This window comes from Zoogloea sp., assembly GCF_030157465.1.
GTDB lineage: Bacteria > Pseudomonadota > Gammaproteobacteria > Burkholderiales > Rhodocyclaceae > Zoogloea.
Genome location: NZ_JAOAUU010000090.1, coordinates 38,172 through 50,513, shown reverse-complemented (window position 1 = coordinate 50,513; position 12,342 = coordinate 38,172). Strand labels below are relative to the sequence as shown.

Below are 12,342 nucleotides of genomic sequence, written 5' to 3'. Positions count from 1 at the left end.
CCGTATGAAAATGCTCGGGATTCATCCGTTATGAGTTTCGAATGCGATGGCCCTGACCGTCACCCGCACAATCTAAGCAAACAAGGGTCTTAATCCCTTTGGTTTCAGGGCTGGGTTCCGGACTTTCTTTTATGTTCTATATTAGTACATTCATAGTCTTAATCCCTTTGGTTTCAGGGCTGGGTTCCGGACCATACGCAGGTACGACATCATCGATCAGGACGAAAGTCTTAATCCCTTTGGTTTCAGGGCTGGGTTCCGGACCCTCGTGTGGAGCGAATTTGGCAGACTGTACGTCTTAATCCCTTTGGTTTCAGGGCTGGGTTCCGGACCAAAATGGCAGTCGATGTACCCGGCATAATTTCGTCTTAATCCCTTTGGTTTCAGGGCTGGGTTCCGGACGCCCGTAAAGTTGCAGGCCGTGTGTATCGTGCTCGTCTTAATCCCTTTGGTTTCAGGGCTGGGTTCCGGACAGACCAAGCCCAAGCCCTCCGCGCCAAGTGCGCGTCTTAATCCCTTTGGTTTCAGGGCTGGGTTCCGGACACGACGATAATGCGTGTCATGTGGGCGCCCTCGGGTCTTAATCCCTTTGGTTTCAGGGCTGGGTTCCGGACGCCTGACGGGCGCGGTCGTGGTTGGCGCTGCTGCGTCTTAATCCCTTTGGTTTCAGGGCTGGGTTCCGGACGCCTGACGGGCGCGGTCGTGGTTGGCGCTGCTGCGTCTTAATCCCTTTGGTTTCAGGGCTGGGTTCCGGACAAATCCGGATTGTTGACCCTGACGACTACGTGAGCGTCTTAATCCCTTTGGTTTCAGGGCTGGGTTCCGGACGCAATGAGCGCCCGGAAGGATGGAGGGTGGCTGAGTCTTAATCCCTTTGGTTTCAGGGCTGGGTTCCGGACGCTCTCAATTCACCGGATATACCTGGGCAGCGTCTTAATCCCTTTGGTTTCAGGGCTGGGTTCCGGACCCAACTACGACATCGAAGGCGAAACGCTGGTGCAGTCTTAATCCCTTTGGTTTCAGGGCTGGGTTCCGGACCGAAGGCGAAACGCTGGTGCAAGCGATCGAACGCGTCTTAATCCCTTTGGTTTCAGGGCTGGGTTCCGGACAAGAGCGTGCAGCGCTGGATGCTCGGGCACGTGGTCTTAATCCCTTTGGTTTCAGGGCTGGGTTCCGGACCTAAAGGTTATACGGGCCACCGATGTCATCGATGTCTTAATCCCTTTGGTTTCAGGGCTGGGTTCCGGACCTGGAACGGCGCCGTTAAGGGCGACCTAGCTGTCTTAATCCCTTTGGTTTCAGGGCTGGGTTCCGGACAAATTGAGCACACCTAACCAACCCACCTACACGTCTTAATCCCTTTGGTTTCAGGGCTGGGTTCCGGACCTTTGATCTTACCGTTCAACGTGAACTTCACGGGTCTTAATCCCTTTGGTTTCAGGGCTGGGTTCCGGACCGATGAGTTCGAGGTATTTGATGCGCTCCTCGGGTCTTAATCCCTTTGGTTTCAGGGCTGGGTTCCGGACCCGCTTTGCTGAGTGCATCAGTCAAAACACGATGGTCTTAATCCCTTTGGTTTCAGGGCTGGGTTCCGGACTGGGCGACGATGCGGTATCTCGCGAAACGGGGTCTTAATCCCTTTGGTTTCAGGGCTGGGTTCCGGACGACGACGCGCCGAGCAACACCGGCGACATGTAATAAGTCTTAATCCCTTTGGTTTCAGGGCTGGGTTCCGGACTCGAAGAATGCACCGCGCCACGTTTTAGCTAAGTCAGTCTTAATCCCTTTGGTTTCAGGGCTGGGTTCCGGACGACGGAAGTCCGGCTGTCCTGCGCGCAGCAGTTCGTCTTAATCCCTTTGGTTTCAGGGCTGGGTTCCGGACGTAACAGGCACGGGCTGCTAATCCTGGCCTTCGGTCTTAATCCCTTTGGTTTCAGGGCTGGGTTCCGGACGAGCGGCTGAAAACCCGCCTTGAAGTCTCGCCAGAGTCTTAATCCCTTTGGTTTCAGGGCTGGGTTCCGGACGGAGAAGATCATGACCAATCAAATCACTTTCACCAGTCTTAATCCCTTTGGTTTCAGGGCTGGGTTCCGGACATTGGCTGCGTCCAGGAACCTCTAACCAACAAGTCTTAATCCCTTTGGTTTCAGGGCTGGGTTCCGGACCTACATAAATCAGAGGCATGGATGAAAAGCGAAGAAGTCTTAATCCCTTTGGTTTCAGGGCTGGGTTCCGGACGGCACAGTAAGGACGGCTATCTGCAGATCAAGATGTCTTAATCCCTTTGGTTTCAGGGCTGGGTTCCGGACTTGATCTGTCTGAACTGTTCTGATCCATTGGAGAGTCTTAATCCCTTTGGTTTCAGGGCTGGGTTCCGGACCCGTAGCAGCGTTCAAACCGATGTTTGCAGCCGGGTCTTAATCCCTTTGGTTTCAGGGCTGGGTTCCGGACCTGCGTCTATTTTTAATAGCGTTAATCCGAATACGGTCTTAATCCCTTTGGTTTCAGGGCTGGGTTCCGGACCTTCAGAAACGCCGGAATCGAAGTCAAGCGCGTTTGTCTTAATCCCTTTGGTTTCAGGGCTGGGTTCCGGACTGCTCGATCAAAAAACAAGATTAAAATCAAACACCTGAAGAGGTGGTTGACGAAGATCGGCAGGTTTAAAAAGCGATGGATCTGGCGGTGCTGCTGCGGACAGTCCAAGACGCGTATTTTAACCTGTTTGCCCCTGTAGTAGCTCGCTGAGCGCGGGCTGAAGGGCGGAAAGCAGTCTGAGGGTCGAAGGCAGGTTGCCGCGACCGAGGGTCACGATGTCGGGCGTTGCGGGCTTCGATGTCCTTGAACAGCTCCTGCACTGCGTGGCTGCTGCCCTCAAAGTAGTACAGCGAGTACTGCACCGGCACGTAGTGCTTGATGACAAGGGGATGAGCGCGGTTGAGGCGCTTGGGGTTGGCGATGTCGTAGGCGATGAGCCAGGCGCGGGGGCATTCAGTGACATGGTTGATTCTCCGCTGCTAGATGGCGACGCAGGCGGCCGTGCAGTTCGGGAAGACGGGCATGTTAAAACTCCTCGTCGTTGTCGGGGCTGGCGATCCAGGTGCTGCCGTCGGTGCGCAGGTTTCGCGCAAGGCGGGCGCAGCGAGCGCGAAGCCAGCGCCGCGGCAGCTTTGCGCTCTTCTCCCAGGCGGAATAGAAGTGTTCGCGCCCTGCCTTGCCGAGAACACAGGCACCGTTGTGCTGACTGAAGTGCTCTGCGCGCAGGTTGTGGCTGCGGAATTGCTGCCACACCCACGCATCGGCGTGCGGCCTCAGCACCTCGATGAGGTCGCAGGCAAGAGATTCGCGGCCGAATGCCGGTCGGTGGTAAAAGCCCAGCAGCGGGTCGAGGCCGGCGGCATGGGCGGCTCGCACTGCGTCGAAATGCAGCATGGTGTAGGCCAGCGACAGGCAGGCATTGACCGGATCACGCGGCGGGCGGCGGTTGCGCCCCATAAAGCCCAGCTCAGGCGCAAAGAGCGCCGTAAGCGCTCCAAAATGCGCCCTTGCGGCGGCGCCTTCGAGCCCGCGCAGGCTGGCCACCATAGGACAGGCCGGGATCAGCGCAGCCACCGCGGCAAGGCTGGCAAAGCCATCGCCGATGGCTTTGCGTGCGTCGGGGCGCTCCATCATGGCTTGGCGTAACAGGCGCTGCTGCCGTTGCAGCTTGTAGACCATCAGCTCGCGCGCCCATGCCAGGCACCAGGCCGGGTCCATCACCCGGTGGGCCTGGGCCAGGCGCACTGCGGCGTCCTGGTGGGCGGGGCCCAGCACCAGGGCAACGCGGCGGCTGCCGCGGGTACTGAGCAGCAGCGTGGCGATGCCGGCTTCGGCAAGCTTGATGAGCACGCCGCTGTCGAGCCGGGTCTGGCTTCCCTGAATGACAACCCGTTCGATGAGACGCAAGGGCACGTTGCCACAACGTTCACCGCCTTCGTACAGGGCCAGCGCGGCACTGTCGGCGCGAATTTCAAGCTGGGAGCGGTCGAGATAGAGCGTGGCCATGGTGGACTCCGGATTCAGGCAAAGTAGAAACAGGACGGATCAGCCGGCGGGCGGGCCCGGCCCTGGGTCAGGCTTCTTTCATGGGGGGCCAGTTGCAGCAGCAGGACGCGGTCTTTGTGCTCATCGAGCAGGAGACTCATGGCATGGATGAACTCGCGCTTTTCCAACGGGGTCGGGAAGATTTCATGCACAGACTTTTGCCCGCCGGTGGCATAGCCGCCTACCAAGGCCCGCGCGACAGCGAGGCGGCCCGGCTGGCTCACGTCGTAGGCAGCAAGATAGAGGGCGCGCCGGGCCATGTCCTAGCGGCCAGACTTGCCGAGGTAGCGGTCCGCCAGCCAGATCGTGCCGATGACCGCTACCACGAGGACGCCAACCACCGCTTCGGCTGGGAGTGCAGCAACTTCGGCGCTGAGCACGGCGCCGGTTGCGCTGACCTTCAGCGCGAGACGCAGGGATGAAATACCGAGTGCCATGCCTTGCTCCTTTTACCGCTCCGCGGGTTGCTGGGCCTCTGCCCCGATGAAGCGAGTGTAGGCGCACGCACTTTGTGCCCCCTGGGTCACAAGCTTGTTGCCATCACGAGCGGCACCAGGCGAATCGTGTCAGCGCAAGGCGTTGTCAAGCCATTTGCGCAGGCTTTCCTCGTTACCGGCCAGCGCCGCGACGAACCTGGCGGTTTCGCGAACAGACCAGCTTTGCGCCTCTACATTGGCACGCACGCCGTGGGCCAGCTGGTTGCGCAGGAACTTCAGCACGTAGAAATTACGCTCGCTTTTGAGATCGACGCGGGCATCCTTGGTTTCCTGTTCCAGCTGCCGCTCAGCTTGCTCGCGGTCGCGCTGAAAATTGTTCGCGTCGCCGCCGTTCAGCTCAACCTGCTTCGAGATGCTTGATTCGTAGGCGAAGATGCTGGCCCGCAGGTAGTCGCATTTGCGCAGCGCCTGCAGCGCGAGCCGGCGCTCCCACTCGGAACGTTTTGCCGAAGTCCGCCATTCGAGGCTTTTCTTGAGCCGGGGGAAAAACATCCGGCCCGCCGGAGAAGCGGGCTCTGTCGTGGCCTTCCAGAACGAGTTGAGCTTTTGCTGGGCCAGCGACAGGTTGCCGATGCGCTCAAGGAAGGCCGCTTCGGCCAGCAGGCGGCCAGCCAAACCCTCGCGGTCCAGAAGTTTCTCGAAGATGCCGTAGTCGCCGTCCTTGTCGAACTGCTCCAAAGCACGGATCCACTCCTGCACCACCAGTAGGCCACGCAGGCTCACCACCGGGGTGCTCGCCCGATTGGCCGGATCATAGGCGCCGTAATAGATCTCGCGGATCTGCGCGTGACCAATTGCTTCGAGGTAGAAGGCCGACAGCAGCCCCAGCATCGGCAGGTGGCGCAGACCGTGGGTAATGTCCAGATACAGGGTGTCGTCGTTGTGGCCCAGTCCTTCGGCGAGGGTCTGCAAAATATCGACCTGCACGCCCTCCTCGAATCCGTATGGAATCAGGCGTAGCTCGAAACGGCGTTGACTGTGGGCATTCAGTTCTGCCTCGACGCGGGCAAGCAGCGTGCTGTCCACCCGGTTTCCCTTGACGGCGTCGGCTAGATCGACCCAGGTTGTTTCGTCGCGCGTCGCCCCCAGCGAGTCGGCAAGCACATCCCACATGCTGCCGGTTGTGCCCAGGATGCGGATTGTATCCACGCCCAGCGCGTCGGCCAGGCCAACCCCGAGAAAAGGCGTCGTGAACACATGCTCGCCGAGCACATAGGTGGTTTGGTGGTAGTTGCCGCCTTGGGGCACCAGACCGAGAAAAGAAATCAACGTTGCAGGCATGGGATCGTCCAGGAAGTGTTGGAATGGGGCGGTGCATCTCCACAGTGTGGGCACAAGCCAATGGCGTAATGTTATTGACCCGGCGCTGCCTCTGCCTTTCGACATGCCTGGAGCGATCGGGCTGAGATATTCAAGGGCCGGGTGAATAAGCCACGCCCTACGACCTTCCGATCCACTGCGCCACTGCAAATGCAGCGACATCGGAAAGCAGGCCGCAGCGCAAGCTTGCCACACGAGCTCATCCCGGGCCGGCCATGCACAATAAAGCCATCGAATCACGCTTAACCCAGAAGATCACCCTGTTCGATTTACTGGAAACCGTTGTGAGCCCCCCCAGGGCAACCGCTTACGCGCCGAACATAAACACGCTGAAGTGCTAACCGGGGCTTCACAATTTTGGCATTATCCAAACCCTCCCGCGGGTCTGCGCGACGTGCCCGTGCATTCCGCCCGACCAGACCTTTGTAAAATGAAAGAATGCACTTGAAGGATTCAGTTTCAGAGCATGCCAATGTCCAGGTGAATGGTATGCATCTCCGTCTGCTGCCCCTGCGTCTCAGGCTGAAGTCCGAAACACTGGCCCTGGATTTCTTTTCCGGGCCACTGTGGAGGAGCGGCTTTGGCCTGGCATTGAAGAATCATTTTCCGGGCGTATTCGACCTGCTCTTTGCCGAGCATGCGCGTCTTGGCCGGCTCTATGCCCTGCAGTCGCCACTTGCTGCGGTGAATCCCGGCGAGCCCTTCGAGCTTGGTCTGACCCTGTTTGGCGCCGCCACCGAGCATGCCGTTGCCTGCACACAGGCGGTGGCCCGGCTGGGCGAAATGGGGCTCGGCGAACACCGCGGACACTACCGCCTGCTCGACGCCCGGGTCGCCGGCAGCGGCAGTTCCCCCTTCTTGGATGCAGCGTCGGGCTTGGCGGCCTGGCCTGTCGCTGCCGGCCCTGAGCTGTGGCTGGAGCAGTCGTCCGGCAATGCCAACCTCATCCGTATCGATCTTCGGACGCCCTTGTGCGTTAAGGACGGCAAGGTCGCCTGCTGTGGCGCCTTCGAATTCAGTCAGCTTGTGCGCCGTCTCCATAAACGGATCGCCCAGTTGTGCGAAGCCGCCGGGGAAGCCTCCCCGCTTGCCCGCCCTCTCACCGAAACGCAGCTCCGTCTTGCCGCCGACGTGCGCCTCATGCACAGCGAGCTTGAGTGGGTGCAGGTCAAACGCCAGTCGTCACGCAGCGGGCAAACCATGGTGCTCGAAGGCATGACCGGGCACCTGATCTACCGCGGCGATGTGGCCCCCTTCACGGGCCTCCTGGCCCTCGGAAAAGTTCTCCAGCTGGGCGCCAAGACTGCTTTCGGCTTTGGCCGCATCGATACCCACTTTTCCTTTGAGGATTGAGAAATGGCACTCAGAAAACCGCCCGTCGATCTGGACCCCGGCAAACTGCAACTGACCGGGGCAGCCACGGATATCCGCTGGCAGGACTACTCCTGCACCCTCGTGACACCGCTCTACGGTGGTGGGGTCAAGGCCGGAGAAGTCGATGCCTACATGCCGATCCGTGCCAGCGCAATCCGCGGTCATCTGCGCTTCTGGTGGCGCCTCCTCGCGAAGCACAAATACAGACTCAAACCGGACGAAATCCGGCAGCGGGAGTTCGCACTCTGGGGCGGTCTGGGTGATACGCCGCAGGCCAGCAATGTCTGGGTGCGGATCGATACGATTGCAAATCTTGTAGTCGAACCCTGGGCCGAATATGAAAAAAGCGACCGTGGCGGCTGGAAGTCCATTCCGAAGCCTGCACAGTGGGCCAATGCGCCCTATGCCCTGTTCCCTGCCCAGGGCAAGCGGCCCGGTCCGGGCTCGGAGAACCCGCATGGTCTGGCCATACCCGGCTTGACGTGGACCCTGCACTTGGGCCTCCATTACCCGGACAAAGCGGACGCGACACTGCGCGAGGATCTGGACGGGCGGGTGCATGAGGCCCTGCGCTGGTGGGCGTCGTTCGGTGGCGTGGGTGCCAGGTCCCGTCGCGGCCTTGGTGCCTTCCAGATACAGAATCTCGAGTGCGTCAGTGCCGACGAAGCTGAAGTTGCCGGCTGCCGGCTGGTGGTCACCAATTCCTCGAAGGACAACGCAAGTGCAGCCTGGGAGGCTTCGATCAACAAGCTGAAGGATTTCCGGCAAAAGCCCGGCTTTGCTCGCAACACAGGCACCAAAAGCGGCCGTCCGGGCAGAAGCCGGTGGCCAGAACCCGATGCCATCCGGCGTGCGACCAACACGCATGCCCCACTGCACGCGCCGGAACATCAGGCCGGACAAGCCTATCCCCGCGCGGCCTTCGGTTTGCCGATCATTTTCCAGTTCAAGGACGAGGACAAGAAGGCCGGTGATCCCCAAAACTTTACGCTGGGGCCGGAGGGGTTTGATCGCCTAGGGAGCCCGCTTCTGCTGCGCCCGTATTTCAAAAACGGCAAGTGGTTTCCGGCCGCCCTGCTGCTGCCCCACGAGCACGTGAAGAAAATGCGCCTCGTCATGCCGGATCGCACCATTGCCGCGCCGCAGCAATGGTGGCGACCGGAACAGGCTGCGCAGGTTGAGCCGATGGCACCGCATGGCCAGGATGCCTTGTCGGCATTTCTCAAATATTTCGCTAAATAGGCAGGAGTTGTTTCAATGAGTGACCATCTTCTCTTGCTTGCCTTGGGCCCTGTCCAGAGCTTCATCAGCGCTGCGCGGCGTAGCCGCGATCTGTGGAGCGGCTCGTGGCTTTTGTCGGAAATCTCGAAGGCCGCGGCCAAAGCGCTGCAGGATGGCGGCGCGCTACTGATCTTCCCGGCGCCGGGCAGCGATCTTTCACCCGGCAGCGAATTTTCGGTCGGCAACAAGGTTCAGGCCGTCCTTGAAAAGGAGGACGAGGCTGCCGTCCGGGCACTGATGGAAACAGCCAAGCAGGCGGCGCGCAATCGATTCCGAGAAATCGCAGAATGCGCCCGCAAGGAGCTAAAGGATCCAGGCGCCCTGCGCGACGACATCTGGCAGGCACAAGTCAGCGATTATGTCGAAACTTATGCGGCCTGGGCGTGTATAGGCGAAGCGGGCTACGACACGGCTGTCAAGCGGGCCTCGGCTGCGCTCGCTGCCCGCAAGGCGACGCGGGATTTCCAGCCTTCGGCGCGCAGTGCAAATGAAAACCCCTTCTTCAGCCTGCCGAAATCTTCCCTCGACGGAGCCCGTGAAACCGTGCTTGCCAAGGACTCACCGGGTCAGACCCTGCGCCGCAAGCTAGGCCTGAGCGGTGGCGAACAACTCGACTGCGCAGGTATCGCCAAACGTATGGGCGGCAACATCGACCAGTTCACGCCCTACACCCGCCTCGCCGCCCATGCATGGATCGAAGCCCTGTCCGAAGTGGACCGTCAGGCGCTCATTGACGCTTATGAGCCACTGGTCGGCGCCGGTCTGGCGACCCGTGTTGCCGGCAACGGGGACTGCTTCAAAGCCTTCCCGTTCGACGCGCAACTGCTCTACCGCTCGCGGCTCGATACGGCGCTGCGCGATGCCGACAACGGCGAGGCCGAAGCTCTGCAGGCCCTGCGGAACGTGCTCAAGGGCGTCTGGCATCGCTGCGGCGAGCCCTGCCCCTATGGCGTGATCCTGCTCGCTGATGGCGACAAGATGGGTGCCCTCCTCGGTGAAGTGCACGATCGCGAACATCACATCCGCATCACCCGGGCCCTGTCGGACTTTGCGGGAAGTGTGCGCGGCCGTGTCAAAGAGTTTTCCGGCCACGCCATCTACGCCGGGGGCGACGATGTACTGGCTTTCGTGCCGCTGCAATCCGCTTACGAATGCGCGAGTGCCTTGCAGAAAGATTTTGCCGACTTTCTGCAGCCCGTCGCCGAGGCGCTGGGCGCAACGAACCTGCCCACGTTAAGCGTCGGTCTGGCCATCGGACACATCATGGAGCCGCTTGGCAATTTGCGCACCCTGGCAGGTCAGGCTGAAAAAATAGCCAAGGGCGACGATTGCCCGGACGACAAAAAACGCAACGCTCTCGGGATTGCCTTGCGTGTGCGCTCCGGCGGAGTCATCACGTTACGCATGCGCTGGGATGATGATGAGGCGCTGAGAGACTTTGTCTTCTGGCAGACCTGCTATCAGCAGGGCGCGCGCCAGTTGCCCAGCCGCCTAGCCTACGATGCCCGCCAGGTTCAGCAGCGCACCGCGTTCGCGCTGCTCGACGACGAGCCCGAAAAAATCAAGCCCGAACCCGGCATTCAACACGCCGAGTTCGCGCGCCTGCTGGAGCGTACCCGCACGGAAACCGGCAAACCACTGGATGAGAAAATGAAGACCAGGCTCCAGTCCCGAAACCGGGAGATCGGCCTCGCCACGCTGGCTGATGAACTGATCGTTGCACGCTGGCTTGCCGCCCATACAGCACGCGACATCGGAGACGAATGATGCCCCACGACTATCTGATCGAAGCCCTCGCTCCGCTGGTGTTCCGCTCCGGCAAACCGTTCGGTTCGCAAGCCGGCGCCGACGGCGCGGCCTTCCCCCTCCCTTCCAGCCTGGCCGGTCTGGTCCGAACCCTCTATGCGGACCAGCACAAGGAGGGCTTCTCCGATGCGTTGCGTCAGATCGCCGTGGCCGGCCCTCTGCTGGCGAGGCGCGAAGCGGATGGCAGAACCGTGCCGCTACTGCCCAAACCGAACGATGCCTTGTATCTGAAGGACGGTGCTGATACCTGTGTGATCCGTCTCGCACCGGCTCGCTTGCCGTCGGGCGCCGGTTGTGATCTGCCTGAAGCGCTTATGCCGGTGCAAATGACCCGCTCACTTGATGGCAAGCCCGTAGTGGGCCCGCAGTTCTGGCCGCTTGAGCGCGTAATCGAATGGAGTGCCGGAGCCGAACTGGATTTCCATCAACTCAAGGTTGAAGGTCTGGCCTCCCTGGCAACGGAAGATCGCACTCATGTGGCGCTTGATCGCAAGACTTACGCGGCTGACGACGGACGTCTGTTCCAGACCGGAGGTATTGAACTGACCGCATGTCAGGACAAACAGGGCTGGGAGTCGCACGACCTCGTGTTTCTGGGCCGCGGGGAAGTCAAACTGGCGAGCACCCTGGCCACCTTCGGTGGCGAACGCCGCCTCTCGCGCCTTCACGCGGCGGACACGGGGCACTATTGGCCTGCCCCGCCTCATGAACTCGACGCGCAGATCCGCGCCGCCAAAGGCCTGCGCCTGACGCTGGCCACACCAGCCATCTTCTCGGCAGGGCATCTGCCTGGCTGGTTAGACGCACAGACGCTGTCTGGCGAACCACCAGCTTGTCCGGGTTTGTCGCTACGACTCAGGGCCGCCGCTATCGAGCGTTGGCTGCCGGTCTCGGGCTGGGATCTCGCCACCAACAAGGCACGCGCGATGCGCAAGGCTGTCGCTCCGGGCGCCGTGTACTGGTTTGAGCTGCTTGGTGATCCGCCTTCCGGCTTCCTCGACCAGCTGTGGCTTCGCCCTGTTTCCGATCATACGCAGGACCGACATGACGGCTTCGGTCTTGCACTGCCCGCCGCCTGGCTCCCGCCCGCACATCAATAAAAAGGATTTGTCATGCAACAAAAAATATTCCATCTGCACGCACTCTCCGCGCTGCATGTCGGTACGGGCCAGAGCGTTGGTGTCGTCGACCTGCCCATCGCCCGCGCCCGCGCGACAAACCTGCCTCTGGTGCCAGGCTCCGCGCTCAAAGGCGTTCTGCGCGACGAATTCGCCCAATTGCCGGGGGTTGATATGCGCCGTATCAAGACCCTCTTTGGGCCGGAATCTGCACTCGACGGCGACATTCATGCGGGCGCCCTCGCCGTAGGTGACGCGCATCTGCTGATCCTGCCGATTCGCTCCTTCAACGGCGTGGTGGCCTTTGCGACCTGCCCCTTCATCCTCAAGCGCTACGCCCGCGATCTGGGCCTCACGGCGACCGTACCGACGCTGAATAAAGACCAGGTAGCCGTGACCGGCGGTAGCTTGCTCGTCAGCGGAAACAAGGTGCTGCTCGAAGATCTTGACCTCAACGCTGTCTCCAACGATGCCGCGATCACCGCTTGGTCCGAATGCATCGCGGTTGGCCTCTATCCGGATCAGCCGGAATGGCAGAAGGAATTCAGGCAACACTTCGCGATCCTGCCCGACCAGGTGTTCTCCTTCCTCGCCGATACGGCTACCGAGATCCGTGCGCGAATCCGGATCGACGAAGCCACCCGCACGGTGGCGAACGGCGCGCTGTGGTACGAGGAAAATTTACCCGCCGAAGCGGTGTTGTGGGGCGTGATGGGCGTCTCCCGCTCCCGCAACAAGGACGACGAAACCACCGCGGCCGACCTCGCGGCCCTGTTGCCGCAGAAGGAACTGGCTCTGCAGATTGGCGGTAAGCACACCGTCGGCCGCGGCCTGTGCCGCTTCCTCGTCGCCTGAGGAGAGATCGT

10 protein-coding genes and 1 CRISPR repeat array are annotated in these 12,342 nt (G+C 60.9%); of the genes, 5 read left to right on the top strand and 5 right to left on the bottom strand.

Translation table 11 applies throughout. The annotated features are described in order from the left end of the window. Positions 1–86: 86 nt before the first annotated feature. Positions 87–2,595: direct repeats of the CRISPR family, unit length 37 nt; unit sequence GTCTTAATCCCTTTGGTTTCAGGGCTGGGTTCCGGAC. A gap of 65 nt (positions 2,596–2,660) precedes the next feature. From Q1W26_RS21505 to csx2, 5 genes are all read right to left on the bottom strand, one after another. Next, positions 2,661–2,915 (bottom strand): hypothetical protein, encoded by a 255-nt coding sequence (locus Q1W26_RS21505; RefSeq protein ID WP_366143671.1) that lies wholly within the window; start codon positions 2,913–2,915, stop codon positions 2,661–2,663. A gap of 145 nt (positions 2,916–3,060) precedes the next feature. Next, entirely contained in the window at positions 3,061–4,041 is a 981-nt protein-coding gene (gene cas1 / locus Q1W26_RS11535) for a CRISPR-associated endonuclease Cas1 (RefSeq protein ID WP_300440039.1), read from the bottom strand. Positions 4,042–4,055: 14 nt separating this feature from the next. Continuing rightward, positions 4,056–4,340 carry a CRISPR-associated endonuclease Cas2 gene (locus Q1W26_RS11530; RefSeq protein ID WP_300440036.1) on the bottom strand — a complete coding sequence of 95 codons (285 nt, stop codon included), beginning with the start codon at positions 4,338–4,340 and terminating at the stop codon, positions 4,056–4,058. A 3-nt stretch (positions 4,341–4,343) separates the two neighbouring features. Then, on the bottom strand, positions 4,344–4,517 hold the full coding sequence (locus Q1W26_RS11525) for a hypothetical protein (protein WP_300440034.1): 174 nt from the start codon (positions 4,515–4,517) through the stop codon (positions 4,344–4,346). A 129-nt stretch (positions 4,518–4,646) separates the two neighbouring features. Continuing rightward, on the bottom strand, positions 4,647–5,858 hold the full coding sequence (gene csx2, locus Q1W26_RS11520; RefSeq protein WP_300440031.1) for a TIGR02221 family CRISPR-associated protein: 1,212 nt from the start codon (positions 5,856–5,858) through the stop codon (positions 4,647–4,649). Positions 5,859–6,386: 528 nt separating this feature from the next. Here csx2 and cas6 point away from each other — a divergent pair. From cas6 to cmr4, 5 genes are read left to right on the top strand one after another with little or no spacing between them, the layout of a single operon-like run. Next, on the top strand, positions 6,387–7,250 hold the full coding sequence (gene cas6, locus Q1W26_RS11515; protein WP_300440029.1) for a CRISPR system precrRNA processing endoribonuclease RAMP protein Cas6: 864 nt from the start codon (positions 6,387–6,389) through the stop codon (positions 7,248–7,250). A gap of 3 nt (positions 7,251–7,253) precedes the next feature. After that, positions 7,254–8,513 (top strand): type III-B CRISPR module RAMP protein Cmr1, encoded by a 1,260-nt coding sequence (gene cmr1 / locus Q1W26_RS11510; RefSeq protein WP_300440026.1) that lies wholly within the window; start codon positions 7,254–7,256, stop codon positions 8,511–8,513. Between the two features lie 15 nt (positions 8,514–8,528). Further along, positions 8,529–10,319, top strand: a complete 1,791-nt coding sequence (gene cas10 / locus Q1W26_RS11505; RefSeq protein WP_300440023.1) for a type III-B CRISPR-associated protein Cas10/Cmr2 — start codon at positions 8,529–8,531, stop codon at positions 10,317–10,319. Beyond that, entirely contained in the window at positions 10,316–11,458 is a 1,143-nt protein-coding gene (locus tag Q1W26_RS11500; protein WP_300440020.1) for a type III-B CRISPR module-associated Cmr3 family protein, read from the top strand. The genes cas10 and Q1W26_RS11500 overlap by 4 nt, the downstream gene beginning before the upstream one ends. A gap of 12 nt (positions 11,459–11,470) precedes the next feature. Then, positions 11,471–12,331, top strand: a complete 861-nt coding sequence (cmr4, locus tag Q1W26_RS11495) for a type III-B CRISPR module RAMP protein Cmr4 (protein WP_300440017.1) — start codon at positions 11,471–11,473, stop codon at positions 12,329–12,331. Positions 12,332–12,342: the final 11 nt, after the last annotated feature.